The sequence below is a fragment of the Leuconostoc fallax KCTC 3537 genome (assembly GCF_000165675.1).
Taxonomy (GTDB): Bacteria; Bacillota; Bacilli; order Lactobacillales; family Lactobacillaceae; genus Leuconostoc_B; species Leuconostoc_B fallax.
In genome coordinates this window covers 1-16,757 of sequence record NZ_AEIZ01000017.1, presented here as the reverse complement: position 1 = coordinate 16,757, position 16,757 = coordinate 1, and the positions used below count along the sequence as shown (strand labels likewise).

Sequence of the window (16,757 nt, the reverse complement as noted above, 5' to 3'; positions counted from 1 at the left end):
CTTAATATTCTTTACTTAATTAAAAATAGTTACTAACAAATTACTTGCCAGTAACTGATCACTTACTTTTCAAACTTTTTGGCCTCTTCGGCTAAATGACGTTCTACCTCACTATCTCTGTCAGGTTCAGGCAAACGCGACATTGCACTCAAATTAGCAACTAATTCAATATGCCGTGGCATATCTGTAAAAGCCATAGGTGCATCACCACCATATTCACCATCAATATTAACTTTCATCTGATCATTAGTAAGTGGCGTAATCTTGACTTGATTCGTTTTCTTATAAATTAACTGTGGATCGTCAATATGCTTGCCACCGTTAATCATTTTAGCGACAATAGTCAATATTTGCGCTAAATTGGATTCCTTAACAATGAGCAGTGTGAAATAACCGTCATCCAACTTGGCATCAGGTACAATCGATTCGAAACCACCAACAGAATTCGTTAAAGCTAAGAAAATCATAGATGTTTTGCCTGAATACTCACCATCATCATATTCAACTTTAACATTAACTGGTTTAATTCGTGTTAATAATTCAGCACCTTTAACTAAATATGCTAAATAACCATACAACGACTTCATCAAAGAAGGCACTGCATAAGTTACTTCACTAATGGTACCTAGTGCCGCGATATTCATGAAATATTTTTCTTGATTATCTTTAGTAATCTTACCAATATCCATGTGAATCGTTTCTTTCTTTAAAATCACTTTAGCTGATTCCAAAGGTTCATCTCGCGGCAACTTTAAAGCTCGTGCATAGTCATTCGTCGTACCTGCTGGAATAACAGCCAACAATGGTCGCTCATTCAAAGGTGCCAAACCATTCACCACCTCATTAATCGTGCCATCACCACCAGCCGCCACAATCAAATCAAAACCTGCCTTTGCCGCACGCTCTGCTTCTTTAGCAGCCGACATTGGCTCCGGTGTTGTCGCAAAAGTGCTGGTTTCGTAACCAGCTGATTCGTAGACAGCCAAAATATCTAACATTTCACGCTTAATTGCTTCGCGTCCCGCTGTTGGATTATAGATAATTCGTGCTCGTTTCATAACGTTACTCCCATTGTTTATGTACACCAACCAGATAGTCTGTTCTGGTTGGTTTTTAAAATTAATACTTATCGCTCATTTAAAGCTTGCATCAATATTTTATTGACAACACCAGGATTGGCTTGCCCCTTAGTTGCTTTCATAATTTGACCAATCAAGAAACCAACAGCGCGATCTTTTCCACCCTTAAAATCTTCAATAGACTGTGGGTTATTATCCAAAATCTCATTGATAATTGGTGTTAATTGTGCGGGATCACTTAATTGCACAAGGCCATGTTGATGTGCATATTCTGCAGGATCTTCACCAACCATGATAGCTTCAAATACTTTCTTAGCTTGCTTGGTTGAAATGGTACCATCTTCAATTAACTTAACCATGCCGGCAAGATGCTCTGGTGTTAATTGTGTATCTGGTAGTTCAACTTGGTTCTTATTCAAATAGGCATTCACATCGCCAATCAAGTAATTAGCAACACGCTTAGGTTCTCCACCACTCGTCACAGCTTGATCATAAAAATCAGCCATTTCCATTGTTTGTGTCAAAACATCTGCATCATATTGTTCAATACCTAATTCAGAAACATAACGCTGACGACGATCATTAGCCGATTCTGGCAATGATTGAGCCACTTCAGCAATCCAATCTTGGCTAATTGCAATTGGTGCCAAATCGGGTTCTGGGAAGTAACGATAATCATCAGCACCTTCCTTAACACGCATCAAAATTGTTGATTTTGTTGGTTCGTCATAACGACGTGTCTCTTGACGAATCGTACCACCACTCATCAACACACGTGCTTGGCGTTTTTCTTCAAATGCCAATGCGTTATAGACATAGTTAAATGAGTTGATGTTCTTCATTTCTACTTTAGTACCATAAGTATCAGATCCATACGGACGTAACGATACATTGACATCTGCACGCATTTGACCTTCTTGCATCTTAACATCAGATACACCGGTAAATTGAACAACCTTACGTAATTGTTCTAGATAAGCTTTGGCTTCTTCTGGAGAAGATAAATCTGGTTCAGAAACAATTTCAATCAATGGCGTACCCTGACGGTTTAAGTCGACATAAGAATAACCATCAGTGCCATGAGTATTCTTACCCGCATCTTCTTCAACGTGCATTTCAGTAATACCAATACGTTTTACTGTACCATCATCTAGCGTAATATCAATATATCCATTCGTACCAATAGGTGTCTGAGATTGTGTTGTTTGATAGGCTTTTGGGTTATCAGGATAGAAATAGTTTTTACGATCCCAACGAATAAATGGTGTAATATCAGCATGCAAGGCCATAGCAACCCGCATACCAAATTCAATAGCACCTTTGTTGGCGACTGGCAAAACTCCGGGATAACCAAAATCAATCGCATTAGCATTTTCGTTAGGTTCAGAACCAAAATGTACCGGTGAGGGTGACAATAATTTAGAATTAGTCTTCATCTCAACGTGGACTTCAAGACCAATAGTTGTTTCAAAGTTAGACATGTTGTGTGGACCCCCTCTTAATATTCCTTTGCAATGTCAGGCTTCTTTTCGAACAAACGACTAGCTTGTTCAAAGGCATATCCTGTTTGGTAAACAGTCGACTCGTCAAATGGTTTTCCAATAATTTGTAAGCCAACTGGTAAATTATCAACAAAACCAGCATTCACTGACATACCAGGCAATCCAGCCAAGTTCACGGGAATAGTCAGAACATCAGCTAAATACATAGCCGTTGGATCATCAATTTCTTCACCAATACCATAAGCAACAGTTGGTGCAGTCGGTCCTACAATCACATCATAGTCTTCAAATACTTTGTTGAAATCTTCAATAATCAAAGTACGAATCTTGGCTGCTTTTTTAAAGAATGCATCATAAGCGCCAGCAGATAATGAAAATGTGCCTAACATGATACGTCGCTTAACTTCATCACCAAATCCTTCAGAACGTGTTTTTACATACAAGTCTTCCAAATTTTTAACATCATCAGCACGGAACCCATATTTGACACCATCATAACGTTGTAAGTTAGATGATGCTTCAGAGGACATAATAATATAGTATGCTGCAACACCATACTTGGTGTGTGGCAAGCTCACTTCGTCCACGGTAGCACCTAAGGCTTCGAGTTGTGCAATGGCAGCTCGAACGGTAACAGAGACACGTTCGTCAATACCTTCACCAAAATACTCTTTGGGAACAGCGATTCTGAGGCCTTTAACATCCCCAGTTAACTTGCTTGTAAAGTCAGGAACTTCACGTGTCGCCGAAGTAGAATCTCTTTGGTCATGACCAGAAATAGTATTCAATACCAAAGCATTATCTTTAACCGTTCGTGTAAATGGACCAATTTGATCTAATGATGAGGCCATTGCAAATAGGCCCCAACGTGATACACGACCATATGTTGGTTTCATACCAACAATACCATTGAACGCTGCCGGCTGACGAATTGATCCACCAGTATCAGATCCCAAGGCGAAAGGCACTTGCCCACCTGCTACAGCTGCAGCAGACCCGCCTGAAGAGCCACCAGGAACTTTAGTGTGGTCCCAAGCATTGGTTGTGGTCTTGTAGTAAGATGTCTCGGTTGAACCACCCATGGCAAATTCATCCATGTTAGCTTTTCCAACAGAAATAGCACCCGCCGCATTTAATTTGTCAACAGCCGTTGCTGTGTAAACCGGCTTAAAGTCTTTCAAAATACGTGATGCGGCACTCGTCTGAATGCCCTTAGTTGCCATATTATCTTTCAGACCAAGCGGAATACCGGCCAAAGCATTGTCAAATTGTCCTGCTTTATCCAAAGCTTTTGCTGCTTCTAACGCAGATTCAGGATTCGTTGTAATAAAAGCATTAAGTTGATCATCAGTAGCTTTAATATTGTCTAATGTGGCTTGTACCAATTCAGTTGCTGTTGTTTCTTTGTTAACAAGCTGTTGATGCAATGATGTCAAATCATGATCAAAATAATTCATTGTCATTAATTTTCTCCCTCATCTAAAATAGCCGGTACTTTAATTAACCCAGCTGCCTCTAATGGCGCATTTTTAAGCAATTCTTGCTTTTGTTGCCAATTATCCGCAACATCCTCACGCAAAATGTTGACATTTTCTGTAACTGAATACGTTGGTTCGACATTTTCCGTATTAACGGTAGCCAAAGTATCAAAAATATTTAAAATATCACTCAATTGTGTTGTAAAATGGTCAAGCTGTTCATCATTAAATGATAATTTAGCTAAACCAGCAACGTGAGCAACTTCTTCACGCGTGATTTTTTCTTTCATAATGACTAAGTGTTGCCGTAAAATCAGTAAATAAATGCTGATATATCAATACGTGCAACACTTTTCCTCCCTTTTAGATATCTAATCCATTCTAGCATATTTTATATAACATAATAATTGGAATCATCAAAAAATAACAATAAGTGGTGATTAAATATTTTTTATTTTAACGTGTTAAATAAAAATACCCAACCGGGTATTTTAAATATTATTTTGCTGTGCTAATCAACGCTTTAATGTCGTCAACTTTGTCCAAATGTTCCCAAGGTAAATCAACATCTGTTCTACCAAAATGACCGAAGGCAGCTGTTTGCTGATAAATCGGACGACGTAAGTTCAAATGGTTAATAATTGCCAATGGTCGGAAGTCAAAGAGCGTCTCAACGGCCCGACGTACTAACGCGGCGTCAACATGTCCCGTACCAAATGTTTCAATATTTAGTGATACTGGGCGGGCAACACCAATAGCATAAGCAACTTGTAGTTCCAAACGATCAGCCACACCAGCAGCAACTAAGTTTTTGGCAACATACCTTGCAAAATATGCGGCTGAACGATCAACTTTAGTTGCATCTTTTCCAGAAAATGCACCACCACCATGATGTGCAGCACCACCATAAGTATCCACAATGATTTTACGGCCTGTTAACCCAGAATCTGCCTGAGGGCCACCCAAAACAAAACGACCGCTTGGGTTAATATAAAAAATTGTATGATCATCTACTAACTCAGCTGGCAAAACTGGATCAATCACATGTTGCTTAATATCTGTACGTAACTTTTCAAGTGTTATATTTTCATCGTGTTGTGTTGACAAAACAACAGCTGCAATGCGTTCCACCTGCCCGTCATCGCCAATTTCGACACTTACTTCAGCTTTAGCATCTGGTCGTAAATAATCGAGTTCACCGCTCTCACGTACATCGCGAATTTTTCGCATAAGTTGATGAGATAAGGCCAATGCCAATGGTATATAACCTTCTGTTTCATTAGTAGCGTAACCAAAAATAAGACCTTGGTCACCTGCACCTAACTGTTCAGGATCATCATCAGCTTGATCAACAGCATCAGAAATATCTGATGATTGCTCAACAATACGATTAGATACGTTAACAGAATCAGCACTAAAGCCCAATTCTGGCTTGTCGTATCCAATTTCACGAATCTTATCAGTCGCAATTTGGCGGACATTAACATAAGCTTTGGTTGATAATTCACCAAAGATAGAAACATCGCCAGTTGAAGTTGTGACTTCAACAGCACTACGAGCATCAGGATCTTGCTCCAAAACAGCATCTAAGATCGCATCCGCAATTTGATCAGCGATTTTATCTGGATGTCCTGCAGAAACAGATTCTGATGTGAAATACTTAGTCATTTTGTTCTCCTAATATACCTAAATGGTATTTTTTAACAAAATAAAACGCGCTCGATAATCGAACGCGCAGAACGTGTCGACTATCTTACAGAAGTACCACCGCGCTGTGCCGGTTGGTGTAGGGTCATTGTGCTGTATCACTCACCTACTCTAGATAGCTCGTTTTAAATTGTATACACATGATAGCAAAATATGAAAAAAATGCAATTGGGTAAAACGTTACAAAAAAGAAAACTTATAGTTACAAAAAGTAATGTAAAATAATTACCGATGACATTAAGGCGGAAAAAGTATGGACAATATTAAGACAGACAAAAATAATTATGATTTTCAAAGGCAGCAATTACCAGATGGCAGAAAAATGCCTCGACGTTTTTCACTCAACGCATTTGATCATCGCCCATTTGAGCAATTTGCCCGTCTAGATAAAATGGATTGGCGTTTTTGGACCCCACTAGTTGTTATTGTTACATCCTTAAATATTGTATGGTGGTATCTGCCGTTACACTATTCTAGCCATACGTTGCAAGTGCCGTTCACTTGGCAACTCGCACCAATGATGGGCTACACACTGACAACAAGTATTGCGATTGCATTGATTATTACGCAAAATTTTTAGAAGTTATTTAAGCTATCTGTTCATTGTCCTGGGCACCTTATTTACTTTCACGTCATTAATTCAAACACGTCAAGAAATATTTTGGCTATTACTTCTATTTAATGCGTTACTCATTATCATTCAACAATTGTGGCTAGGTATTCAAAATATTTTAGGTTTATTATTATTCGGTGCTTTAGCTACCTTCACAATCCCTATCGCCTTATTTTATGTTCAAAATGACTTTATTACACAACGATTCCTCATTTATCTATTACCTGTATTTTTCAGCTTTTTCTTCTACTTCACACCTATTATCATGCCGAACCCAAACGGTCGGAAATTGAGTATTCTAACGGTTGCATTATTCATCGTAGCTATCTTTAGTCATCATGTAGATTTTGGTATCATTTTCATCTTATTATTCAGTTGCGCTGCTTTTATTCTCCAATTTACTAAAGCTAAAATTGGGAATTGGCAAAATATGCTCTACGTTTTATTACAAATGATATCCTTAATTATCATGTATCATTAAAAAAAGCTCACAATTGTGAGCTTTTTTTTAACCATTGATCTACTAATACTGATGTATCATATTGTGCCGTATTACCATCAATCCAAATTAATCCAGCAATCTGATGGCGCAAATATGTAAGCTGTCGCTTGGCATACCTTCTAGAATTTTGCTGGAGTTGTTGTTTTGCTACAGCTAACGTTGTTTGTCCTAATAGATATGGAAAGAGTTCTTTATATCCAATTGCTTTCCCTGCCTGTAAATCCGTCCCGCCTTGTTCCAATAGTGTTTTAGCTTCATCGAGCAGACCCATACCCAACATTTTATCAACACGAGCATTAATCCGTTCATATAGCACTTCTCTAGGCCAATCTACACCAACAACTAAAGCATCGTAACTTGGCCGTTCTATATTACTCTTTTGCGCGCTTTGCGCAATGAGTATGGCACGCTGCACACGATACGGATTATGCAAATCAATTTTTGTTAATTGATCTGGTGCAACTTGACCTAACATAGTAACTAATTCTGATAATGACAATGTTTTTAATTTTTGAAGCAGCGCTGTATCGCTTTTTTGATAATCTAACGGCTGTAACCCAAGTAGGGCTTTAATATAAAAGCCTGTGCCACCAACAATAATTGGTAATCGCCCTCGGTGAATAATTTGTTTAATGATTTGATCTGCTTGTTCAACAAATTCAGCAACAGAGTAGGTATCTGTCATATCTAGAATATCAACTAAGTGATGTGGCACTGTAGCTTGTTCTGCCGCGCTGACTTTAGCAGTGCCAATATCTAAATGACGATAAATTTGCAATGCATCTGCCGATATGATTTCGCCATTATATCGCTCTGCCATTTGTATTGCTAAATCACTCTTCCCGGAAGCCGTTGGGCCCATAATCACTAAAATTTGATTCATTATTTCTTACCTTATATATCTGTTTATTTTAAAAGTACAATTATTCTAGTAGTATAGTGAATGACAATATATCCTGTATCTCATTAATCCATTAGCAAAGACAACCTTAATTCGCTTAAATATGATAACTTTATTATCCCATATAAGCAATATTGATTTACAAAACGGCTAAAATAGTTGATAATAGACTTTAGAAAATCTTAAGAAAGTAAGTGTAACATATGCATATCGTTACACGAGAGACAAATATGAAATCATTTAAAGCTGGTGTTTTTGTTGGTATCCTGAGTTCGGTTGTCGTGGCCGCTGCAAGCGCTTTAGGTTACAAGCACACAGTCGTTAAGCCACAACAAAAAGCGGCTGAACATACTGAAGAAGTCTCAAAGGCAGCGATTCGCAAAAGTGTCTCTGCTCATCAATCACGCTTTTAATATTAAAAAATGGTACCACTAATTGGCACCATTTTTTATTTTGTCTTTTTACCTGTATATTGATCAAAACCACTACGCAAAATGTAGAGATTATCTTTCTTGTATCCCTGCTTTTTTAATAACTTTGCAGCACGTGCGGCATTACGCATATTATCATCATATAAGAAAATCTGCTTGTCTTTACGCAGTCCTGCTTTTCCTTGTGAAAAATTAATGGCTGGAATATTCCGTGCACCCAAAATATGTGAGCGTTTATATGGTTCCTTGTCACGGACATCAATAATTTGTCCATCGTTAGATTGCGTTTCAAATGCTTCTGATTTTAGTAATTGCGCATTCATTCGGGCAGATAAATACATCCATCCCCAACTGGCAACTGACACCAAAATCCATGCCAACGCAAGATAAATAACCATCCAAATAATGTTCATCATTCGACCTCTTCTTAATTATGTCAACGGTAAACATTATAGCATACGCCACATCAATTTTTGCTAATATCCCCAGCAATACACTAAATTTTGAGTCATTATCTAATCGTTACCTCAGTATTTTCTGGTATATTTTCATAAAACCACTTTGCATCCGATACAGATAGTCTAACGCAACCGTGGGAAGCCGCTTTTTTACCGAGTTGTTGACCTTCGGCAGCAATATAATGCCCAGTGTGATCAACTGGTACACTGTGAAAGAGGTAGATACCATGATCCTTCCAAGATACCCAATAATTCGCGCCTTCATCAGATGAGGCATTATAAAAATGTTGGCCACGCTCACCTTGAATGTGATACTGACCGCGTGGCGTAGTATCATTTTTACCAGTCGAACTATACATAGTGTACAAGACCTTTTGATTTGATCTAATATAAACCCGCTGTTTAGCAATCGATACTAAAACGTTAACATGCTGATATTTTTTAAGATCAACATAGGGCTTCTTTTCAGATGATTTCAAATAATAATCACCAGTCATTGGCCGCATACTAGATTTCTGTTGTACGTGATTTGGATGTGACTTCTTCACTGACAAATGTTGAGCAGACGCAGAGGATGTGTGCGAAGTAACCAAACTATGATAGCCACCAATGACAATACCAATGCCAATCATACTTAACACTAAGATGGTCCATTTTTTCATCACACTACCCCATTTCTATTCTCTCATCTTTTTAAGTATATCACGCGTTTTAGTGTTTATTATCATTCGCGATATAATAAAAAAGTTCTATACCTTTAGGTATAGAACTTTTTAACACTTACTTAGCAGCAAGAATTTGGTCGTATTGTTCACGTGAGTAAACAGATACTTGACGCTTGTCACGACCTTTACGCTCGAACTTTACAACGCCATCTGATAATGCAAATAATGTGTCATCATTACCACGCTTAACATTAACACCTGGGTAGATGTGTGTACCACGTTGACGGTAAATAATTGAACCAGCAGTCAAAGCTTGTCCATCAGCAACTTTTGTGCCTAAACGACGACCAGCTGAGTCACGACCGTTGGCTGAAGATCCGCCTCCCTTGTGGTGGGCGAACATTTGCAAGTTTTCTTGATTTAATAACATGTCTTTTCTCCTTTACAAATGATGCTTACGCGATTGAATCAATCTTCACACGTGTATATGGTTGGCGGTGTCCTTGCTTTGTGTGGGAATGCTTCTTAGGACGGTACTTGAAAGTAATAACTTTCTTTTGCTTACCTTGCTTTTCAACAGTTCCCTCAACTTTAGCACCTTCAACGAAAGGTGTACCAATCTTGCCGTCAACAAGAACAACTTGATCAAAGGTAACCTTTTCACCTTCAGCAGCGTTCAACTTTTCAACGAAAATTGTGTCACCTTCAGTAACTTTATACTGTTTACCACCAGTTACAATAATTGCGTATGCCATTATTGGATTCTCCTTATACTTAGACTCACCATTATAGGCGGCGTGGCCCTAGTCCATCGCATGCTTTAACCTAATCTGAGTGGTTGTAGCTACGCTAACAACTCTCCCAGTGTATCAAAATTATTCATAACTGTCAATTGAACTAAAGTCAAATAAAGACAGTCCTGTTTGTTGTATCGCCCCATGATTAACCCGCCAAACTTCAGAAAATTCTTCTAGTAACTCAACTTGAGATAATGTCATATTTTCTTGTAACCACTTGCCAATGATCCCCCAAAAGCCGGCATGAATAACTTCCCATTGGTAACGCACATGTTGTTGTATGGGTTCCTCAAGACTTTGTGTTTGAATCAACATCTGGTCATGAATATGTGTCATCAAAATATGATAAAAAACTAGGATTGCTATTCAAATTTAAAGCAGCATTATAAAAAGCAGCATCTTCACTAATGGCTTTAATAACGAGTGCTAATTGGAATTTTGTCTCAGTATATTGTACTAAATCAGTCACAATTGCATGATTCACTTCAGCTACTAAGTGTGCTTTATTATCATAATACTTATAGAAAGTGCCTCTTGTAACACCTGCTTGTGTTAGAAAAGTCGTCATTGCAAAGTCGGGCTGTGTAACCATCAAAGCTTTTGCTGTATTTCTTATTTTATTCATCGTTTGAATAATTCTGGCATCTGTATTGATCATATCGACCCACTCCTAAAAAATGACATTAAATATTAAGGCCGATACTTTTTCAACTTTTCATCAGTCGTTAAAATATGATTTTGTGGGGCATAGCTTAATTTAATGTAGTTACTAATCATTTGCGCACCAGCAGCCACACAAGCTTTTTGAATCGCTGGAATGAGCATAACTAATTCTTCAAGATCACCTTCAACCGTTGTTTCAAAAGCACCAACTTCATATGACAAACCTGTGCTATCAATTTCTGCTATTGCTGCATCAACTATCTGCAATAGTTCCGTTGTATTCGTGGTTTGTGGTAGTACTTGAATTGCCATTGCCGCATTTGCCATAATAATATTATCTCCTTTATTCTCCTTAACATATGGTGACGTAATGCTTAGATAAGTCACCTATACATCTTTTTGCCAAGGTACAATACACCATCATATATCCCTTTGCTTCATATAATATCATAATCTGCATATCAATGAATTTTAACCATTTTGGTATTGACTCATCTCGATACCACGTTTTTGAGTTAAAAACCAAATAAGCACATCTTTTGTACATCATCAAATTTACGCGTATGCTGAGGATACAATTGGAGCATAACATATATGGAGGTAAGATATGTCGCAAAATAAATTTGACTATGATGTTTTATATATTGGTAGTGGTCATGGCACTTTTGATGGTGCAATTCCACTTGCTGCAAAAGGTATCAAAGTTGGCGTTGTAGAAGCTGGATTAGTTGGCGGTACCTGCCCTAATCGTGGTTGTAATGCTAAAATCAGTTTAGATTCTCCCGTTACCCATCAACGCTACGCCGAAAGCATGCAAAAGATTGTGACGCATCCTGTTCATATTAATTGGCAAGAGAATGTTCAACATAAAAATACGGTTATTCAAAACTTGCCGGGTGCCATCACTGGCATGCTGAAAAATCAAGGTATTACTATTCTTAAGGGTACCGGTCAATTTCAAGACCAGCACACCGTCATTGTTAACGAACAGGCGATTACAGCTGAAAAGGTTGTCATTGCTACTGGATTACATCCACATCGTTTAGATATCCCAGGGACACAATTAGCACATGACAGTGAAGACTTTATGAACCTAACACACCTGCCTGATAACATTGCAATTATTGGTTCAGGTTATATTAGTATGGAATTTGCCACAATGGCTAATGCTGCTGGTGCTAACGTTACGGTTCTAATGCATGGCAAACAAGCATTACGGCAATTCTATCAACCTTTTGTTCAAAAAATTGTCGATGATTTAACGCAACGTGGCGTTAAATTTATTACCCAAGCTGATATTTCAGCTTTTCGACAAGAAGGGCAAAGCTTATGGATTGATTATGGACAAGATCAGTACCTTAAAACAAACTGGATTTTGGATGCTACTGGTAGAGTGCCTAACATTGAGAAGCTAAACCTCGATAAAATTGGTATCGCTTATAACGACAACGGCATTGTTGTCAACGATCATCTACAAACAAACGTAGAAAATATATACGCTTCTGGTGATGTTATTGATAAACAACAACCAAAGTTGACACCAACTGCAATCTTTGAATCGCTTTATCTGACACAACTATTAAGTCAAGCAACAACAGACCCCATTCAATATCCTGTTATTCCTTCTGTTGTCTTTACATCACCAAGAATTGCTAAGGCTGGTATGTCTGTGGCGGCCGCACAAGATAACCATTTCGATATACAAACCGTTGATTTTGACAATGACTGGTATCGTCAGGTAAATAACGAAAAAATCGCAGACAGTCGATTAATATTTGATAATGCACACCACTTAGTGGGGGCCACTGAAGTAAGTGACCAAGCCGACAATGCGATGAATACATTGCTACCTGCAATTGAATTCCAATTTGGTAAAGCGGAACTTTCAAGGTTAATCTATCTTTTCCCTTCGATTTCATCTGCAACTTGGGATCAAATCAAATAACAGCACATTGCTACAAACGCAATAAAAACACAATCTACCATTGAGATTGTGTTTTTATTTTAACCTTGTACCATTTCACCAGAATCAGCATCATAATATCGTAAATGGCCATTTTCATCTAAATGTTCACGACCCTTCACTTGATCGCCATCACTCTCAAAGTACAAATGCTGTCCATTAATAACTTGTGACCCGGTCACAACTTCACCACTCTGATTGAAATATGCCCAAATATTGTGTTTTAAATTAGCAAATCTTGATTGTGCTAAATTACCCGAATTGTCATCATAATAATGTACGTGACCATTGGCATCATTTACTTCACGGCCCTTCACCTGACGGCCATCGTTCATAAAGTATAATTTTTGACCATTGATCGTTTGTTCTCCCGTTACAGCAGCACCATCTACACCGAAATATGCCCATGATCCGTCTGATAACTGCTCAAAGCGATTAACAACCATTTCACCAGAATTTGCATCATAATAATGCAATACACCATTATTATCAGCTACGGCTTTACCTTTTATTTGCTGACCATTCTCGTCAAATAATAGCTTTTGTCCCTTGATTGTTTGATTTCCTGTCATAGCAAGACCATCTGTACCAAAGTATGCCCACACGTTATCACCAATTTGTTCAAAGCGATCCATTACCATGTTACCGGAATCAAGCGCGAAATAACGTAATTGATTATCTGCTGCTTTAATTGCTTTGCCCTTAATTTGGATGCCATCCGCATCAAAGTATTGTGTATATGACTGTCCATCCATAGTAATGGTTGTCAAACCCTTAGCCATCACACCATCTTTATCAAAGTATCGCCATTGCTTGTTCTTATTCATATAGTAACCGTCAATTGACTGCTTACCCTGTTGATTAAAGTAATATGTCTGACCCTGACTATCTTCTAAGAAAGCATCTTGCAACTCAATACCGTTTGGTAGGAAATAATAATTATTGTCTTCAACTTTACGGAAACCATAAGCCATGTAACCATCTTGATCAAAGTAATACCAGTTATTATTTTCATCTTGAATAAATGTGTCTTTAGCTTGATATCCACTCATTGAGTAGTACATCATCCCTTTATCATTTGAGATAAATCCAGTGCTTGTTGGTTCATTCAATAATTGTTTAGGTAAGAATGCTGTACTATTATCTGAAGCACTTACCTTGAAGTATTCATTAGTTGCCCAATCCTTTAGCACGTAATAAGCACCACGGCCTTGAATATTAGTACCATTGAAATACTTAGCTGACCATTCTGTTATTTTTTCATTTGGATTCATTGGTACACCCGTTGAAATTTGATTAATCTTAAATAGTTCAGGATAACGCGACTTTATTTCATCTAAGAAGGCACCACCATATTGTGCCTGATATGCACCACCACCAACGGTTTGAGCGGCATATAGTGTCTTATTAATGACAGAAGTTTGGTCATAAATTCCTGAATTATTGACACGCTGTGCAGTAACTACCTGCTTACCTGTCAAATTGTAAATCTGGTCTGGCACCCAGTCCGCCATCGCTTTGATACCTGTTGTGTGCAAAGCTTTAATAGCTGTTCGTAATTGATCCACTGTTCCATACTTGGTTGGTGTGTTGAAGCCCATGTCATAACGGTCTGTAAAGGCATAACCATTTTGAATGATTGAATCTAAGAAACTACCCTCAGTACTTGAACGATACTGTGGGGCAAATTCAAAATTAGTAATCCCCCAACTTTTATATAAATCAGTATTCTTAGCAATAACCGCATTAGTGTATTCAGATTCTGTTGTTGGAAAGTCTTGGAAGTTAGAGAAACTTTCATAAATCACTTGTGAATCTAGGGCAGCATTAGAATGTAATGTCTGACCATCATTAACACTCTTTGTCTTACTGTCACTTCGTGCATCTTGAGAATCTTTAGCACCCATTGGTACCCATGCTGCTAAATAGCCAGATACTTGTGGGTTTGCAGCACCTTGAATGTCTGATTGATCAAAAATCAATTCACCATTCGCGTTCGTATATTTAATCAAATTAGTCGCAACGGTGGCATCGTTTTGATAAGTTGCCAAGCCATCTTGTGTTGTCAATAATACCGGTCGATAAGCTTGATTACGATGCGCCAATCCCATATTCACAACAACTCTATCTGTCTGGCTTAACTTCAGGTCCGGATTATTGCTTTGAATAACAGCAATACCTTGTGTTCGGGTATTCTTATTACCCTTATCTTTGGCACTCATAGCGCCTTTACCGTAACGTACTGATGTCAAAATACCACGATAGCTATCTGATGCCATATTTGCATCACCTTGCATGTATTGCATATTCATGCTTTGTCCACCAGAAACATACTTCATTCGTGACTTTAGTAAAGTGTCAATAGCATCATAATATGGTGATTTATTAGCCATATACTGGCCGTTATCGGTATATAAGTCACCATAATAAACACGTGGTACTGTGTCTTTATTTGTTAAAATTGTGGCGTATGTGCTTGGAATATTATATTGTGTAAACTCTTTATTTGTCTTAAGTTGATCTGCATTATATATTTCAAAGGCAGCTTTTAATTGATCCATTGTTGGTGTTAAACCATCAGCATTCGGATCAATTTTTTGTTTAATAATTTCGGCAATAACCGTTTGTACTTCACTATCATGTGCGCGAACGAAAGAATAATTCGGACGTGCTGTATTTTCAGTATTATCCTGCGTACGATCAACCAAGCTGTTTGTCAAAAATGGTTCCAAACCGCTTCGCTTGTTCCCATATTGATCCACAGTTGGCATTGTTAATGAATACTTGAGAGATAATCGCAATTTATTATCCATTGATAGTTGATTATCACCATGATCTTTAACATATTCTGCGTCATTATCACTCCAATCTTCTAGGATTGATACGTGTTGGTTAGCAATGGCATCATTTTTGTTAACACCATACGCTGCTTTAAAATAATCAGCCGCAATTTGTAACAAATCAGCGTCCACATTGTCAACAGCATCCACACGAATACTATCAAAATTAGCATCACTATCATTATCAGTAATTGAACCGAAGTTTAGCAAATAGTACATCCAATTTAGCTGTTCTGCTTGCACAACCGGATTTGAATTATCGACATCGTTCGCTAATAAGAAATCATAACCACCTTGAGTTGGATCAATTGTATATGAAGGTGATCCTTTTTGATTTGTTGGTGTGCGATTTAATAAACGATAATCTGAGTTAGCATCAGGCGTCTTGTCGCTATTGACATACAATAACGCGCCCCCCTGCAAATGGTCTTTATCATCACCTGTTGTTTGTGATTCACTGGCAAAGTTCCAATTTGGTTGGCTGTTCACAAAGGTAGCTAAATCGTCCTTTAACCATTGCGTTTGGCCTTCTTGACTAATCTTTTGTTCAATATTTGCTTGAACATCTTGTGCCGCCTGATTCAAAGCATCTTGATTATCTGTTACTTTATAGTCGTTGGCTTGATTAGAAATACCTAAGCTTTTCATATAATTAAGATAGTTAACTTGCGTGGTCTTATCTGGCCACCAGCTCATCAAAATCGGACGTAAATCTTTATCGGTTGAAGGGGTCCAATTTTTACCATCCGCTAATATTTCTTTAGGACGATACCAACTGTCAGCCGTCAAGTATCCGTCAATGGCTTCAAAATTATCAGCAGTTGTTGCATAAGCAGCATTATGCGCTGTGTAGGTATTATTTTCACTAGACAAGCCTTCGCTGAACTGATATTTGTCAGTAGTAACGAGTGCCCCGTCATCCTTGCCAAAATACATTACCTTGCCGTCAATAACAGTCGCAAAATTCTTCTTAGTTTGCCCGTTATCGTCAACAAAATATGTTTTACCATCAATTACTTTAAGATTTTTAGCAGTGTCTGATGTCGTTGATGCCGTTTTGTCTGTTGTTTGAGCTGCTACATCTTGTGTTGCTTGTGCTGCAATCTTATCTGTTGCTGTTGTCTTAGCTGCTGTATCTTGTGTTGCTTGTGCTGTTGT

General features: G+C 38.0%; 17 protein-coding genes and 1 other annotated feature. Of the genes, 3 read left to right on the top strand and 14 right to left on the bottom strand.

What is annotated here, in order from left to right:
* Positions 1–62 precede the first annotated feature (62 nt).
* The 5 genes from LEUFL_RS0105460 to metK form a co-directional block, all read right to left on the bottom strand.
* Positions 63–1,058: a diacylglycerol kinase family lipid kinase gene (locus LEUFL_RS0105460; RefSeq protein ID WP_010008022.1), complete on the bottom strand. Its 996-nt coding sequence runs from the start codon at positions 1,056–1,058 to the stop codon at positions 63–65.
* 68 nt (positions 1,059–1,126) lie between these two features.
* Entirely contained in the window at positions 1,127–2,560 is a 1,434-nt protein-coding gene (gene gatB / locus LEUFL_RS0105455) for an Asp-tRNA(Asn)/Glu-tRNA(Gln) amidotransferase subunit GatB (protein ID WP_010008020.1), read from the bottom strand.
* A gap of 17 nt (positions 2,561–2,577) precedes the next feature.
* Positions 2,578–4,044 carry an Asp-tRNA(Asn)/Glu-tRNA(Gln) amidotransferase subunit GatA gene (gatA, locus tag LEUFL_RS0105450; protein ID WP_029508677.1) on the bottom strand — a complete coding sequence of 489 codons (1,467 nt, stop codon included), beginning with the start codon at positions 4,042–4,044 and terminating at the stop codon, positions 2,578–2,580.
* Positions 4,044–4,349, bottom strand: a complete 306-nt coding sequence (gene gatC, locus LEUFL_RS0105445) for an Asp-tRNA(Asn)/Glu-tRNA(Gln) amidotransferase subunit GatC (RefSeq protein ID WP_010008017.1) — start codon at positions 4,347–4,349, stop codon at positions 4,044–4,046. The genes gatA and gatC overlap by 1 nt, the downstream gene beginning before the upstream one ends.
* Before the next feature lie 208 nt (positions 4,350–4,557).
* Positions 4,558–5,727, bottom strand: a complete 1,170-nt coding sequence (gene metK / locus LEUFL_RS0105440) for a methionine adenosyltransferase (RefSeq protein WP_010008015.1) — start codon at positions 5,725–5,727, stop codon at positions 4,558–4,560.
* 292 nt (positions 5,728–6,019) lie between these two features.
* Here metK and LEUFL_RS13410 point away from each other — a divergent pair, with 292 nt between their 5' ends.
* Positions 6,020–6,346 carry a hypothetical protein gene (locus LEUFL_RS13410; RefSeq protein ID WP_308736780.1) on the top strand — a complete coding sequence of 109 codons (327 nt, stop codon included), beginning with the start codon at positions 6,020–6,022 and terminating at the stop codon, positions 6,344–6,346.
* 521 nt (positions 6,347–6,867) lie between these two features.
* Here LEUFL_RS13410 and miaA read toward each other — a convergent pair.
* Positions 6,868–7,764, bottom strand: a complete 897-nt coding sequence (miaA, locus tag LEUFL_RS0105430) for a tRNA (adenosine(37)-N6)-dimethylallyltransferase MiaA (protein ID WP_010008014.1) — start codon at positions 7,762–7,764, stop codon at positions 6,868–6,870.
* A gap of 248 nt (positions 7,765–8,012) precedes the next feature.
* On the opposite strand from miaA, the gene LEUFL_RS0105425 reads away from it, so the two are divergent.
* On the top strand, positions 8,013–8,195 hold the full coding sequence (locus LEUFL_RS0105425) for a DUF3042 family protein (RefSeq protein WP_010008012.1): 183 nt from the start codon (positions 8,013–8,015) through the stop codon (positions 8,193–8,195).
* Positions 8,196–8,230: 35 nt separating this feature from the next.
* On the opposite strand, the gene LEUFL_RS0105420 is transcribed toward LEUFL_RS0105425, so the two are convergent.
* From LEUFL_RS0105420 to LEUFL_RS0105395, 7 genes are all read right to left on the bottom strand, one after another.
* Positions 8,231–8,626, bottom strand: a complete 396-nt coding sequence (locus tag LEUFL_RS0105420; protein WP_010008011.1) for a rhodanese-like domain-containing protein — start codon at positions 8,624–8,626, stop codon at positions 8,231–8,233.
* Positions 8,627–8,724: 98 nt separating this feature from the next.
* Complete coding sequence (locus LEUFL_RS0105415; RefSeq protein ID WP_010008010.1) at positions 8,725–9,333, bottom strand: L,D-transpeptidase; 609 nt, start codon at positions 9,331–9,333, stop codon at positions 8,725–8,727.
* Positions 9,334–9,451: 118 nt separating this feature from the next.
* Positions 9,452–9,766 carry a 50S ribosomal protein L27 gene (rpmA, locus tag LEUFL_RS0105410; RefSeq protein WP_010008009.1) on the bottom strand — a complete coding sequence of 105 codons (315 nt, stop codon included), beginning with the start codon at positions 9,764–9,766 and terminating at the stop codon, positions 9,452–9,454.
* Positions 9,767–9,791: 25 nt separating this feature from the next.
* On the bottom strand, positions 9,792–10,091 hold the full coding sequence (gene rplU / locus LEUFL_RS0105405) for a 50S ribosomal protein L21 (protein ID WP_010008008.1): 300 nt from the start codon (positions 10,089–10,091) through the stop codon (positions 9,792–9,794).
* Positions 10,092–10,102: 11 nt separating this feature from the next.
* Positions 10,103–10,186 (bottom strand) — a sequence feature (ribosomal protein L21 leader region).
* A gap of 25 nt (positions 10,187–10,211) precedes the next feature.
* A complete protein-coding gene (locus LEUFL_RS12475; protein ID WP_050792578.1) occupies positions 10,212–10,469 on the bottom strand; it encodes a hypothetical protein in 258 nt (85 codons plus the stop codon).
* The gene (locus tag LEUFL_RS12470) at positions 10,453–10,791 is read right to left on the bottom strand and encodes a TetR/AcrR family transcriptional regulator (RefSeq protein ID WP_050792577.1); all 339 of its coding nucleotides are present in this window, start codon (positions 10,789–10,791) and stop codon (positions 10,453–10,455) included. Before LEUFL_RS12470 ends, LEUFL_RS12475 begins: the two co-directional genes overlap by 17 nt.
* A gap of 32 nt (positions 10,792–10,823) precedes the next feature.
* Positions 10,824–11,123, bottom strand: a complete 300-nt coding sequence (locus tag LEUFL_RS0105395) for a thiamine-binding protein (RefSeq protein ID WP_010008007.1) — start codon at positions 11,121–11,123, stop codon at positions 10,824–10,826.
* A gap of 280 nt (positions 11,124–11,403) precedes the next feature.
* On the opposite strand from LEUFL_RS0105395, the gene LEUFL_RS0105390 reads away from it, so the two are divergent.
* On the top strand, positions 11,404–12,741 hold the full coding sequence (locus LEUFL_RS0105390) for a dihydrolipoyl dehydrogenase family protein (RefSeq protein ID WP_010008005.1): 1,338 nt from the start codon (positions 11,404–11,406) through the stop codon (positions 12,739–12,741).
* Between the two features lie 59 nt (positions 12,742–12,800).
* On the opposite strand, the gene LEUFL_RS09945 is transcribed toward LEUFL_RS0105390, so the two are convergent.
* A partial coding sequence (locus tag LEUFL_RS09945; protein ID WP_010008003.1) for a glycoside hydrolase family 70 protein occupies positions 12,801–16,757 on the bottom strand: 3,957 nt, incomplete at its 5' end.

What these genes read in the sequence shown, in the direction of transcription:
- LEUFL_RS0105460 (WP_010008022.1), bottom strand. Translation starts at nt 1,058, where the DNA reads ATGAAACGAGCACGAATTATCTATAATCCAACAGCGGGACGCGAAGCA.
- gatB (WP_010008020.1), bottom strand. Translation starts at nt 2,560, where the DNA reads ATGTCTAACTTTGAAACAACTATTGGTCTTGAAGTCCACGTTGAGATG.
- gatA (WP_029508677.1), bottom strand. Translation starts at nt 4,044, where the DNA reads ATGACAATGAATTATTTTGATCATGATTTGACATCATTGCATCAACAG.
- gatC (WP_010008017.1), bottom strand. Translation starts at nt 4,349, where the DNA reads ATGAAAGAAAAAATCACGCGTGAAGAAGTTGCTCACGTTGCTGGTTTA.
- metK (WP_010008015.1), bottom strand. Translation starts at nt 5,727, where the DNA reads ATGACTAAGTATTTCACATCAGAATCTGTTTCTGCAGGACATCCAGAT.
- LEUFL_RS13410 (WP_308736780.1), top strand. Translation starts at nt 6,020, where the DNA reads ATGGACAATATTAAGACAGACAAAAATAATTATGATTTTCAAAGGCAG.
- miaA (WP_010008014.1), bottom strand. Translation starts at nt 7,764, where the DNA reads ATGAATCAAATTTTAGTGATTATGGGCCCAACGGCTTCCGGGAAGAGT.
- LEUFL_RS0105425 (WP_010008012.1), top strand. Translation starts at nt 8,013, where the DNA reads ATGAAATCATTTAAAGCTGGTGTTTTTGTTGGTATCCTGAGTTCGGTT.
- LEUFL_RS0105420 (WP_010008011.1), bottom strand. Translation starts at nt 8,626, where the DNA reads ATGAACATTATTTGGATGGTTATTTATCTTGCGTTGGCATGGATTTTG.
- LEUFL_RS0105415 (WP_010008010.1), bottom strand. Translation starts at nt 9,333, where the DNA reads ATGAAAAAATGGACCATCTTAGTGTTAAGTATGATTGGCATTGGTATT.
- rpmA (WP_010008009.1), bottom strand. Translation starts at nt 9,766, where the DNA reads ATGTTATTAAATCAAGAAAACTTGCAAATGTTCGCCCACCACAAGGGA.
- rplU (WP_010008008.1), bottom strand. Translation starts at nt 10,091, where the DNA reads ATGGCATACGCAATTATTGTAACTGGTGGTAAACAGTATAAAGTTACT.
- LEUFL_RS12475 (WP_050792578.1), bottom strand. Translation starts at nt 10,469, where the DNA reads ATGACACATATTCATGACCAGATGTTGATTCAAACACAAAGTCTTGAG.
- LEUFL_RS12470 (WP_050792577.1), bottom strand. Translation starts at nt 10,791, where the DNA reads ATGATCAATACAGATGCCAGAATTATTCAAACGATGAATAAAATAAGA.
- LEUFL_RS0105395 (WP_010008007.1), bottom strand. Translation starts at nt 11,123, where the DNA reads ATGGCAAATGCGGCAATGGCAATTCAAGTACTACCACAAACCACGAAT.
- LEUFL_RS0105390 (WP_010008005.1), top strand. Translation starts at nt 11,404, where the DNA reads ATGTCGCAAAATAAATTTGACTATGATGTTTTATATATTGGTAGTGGT.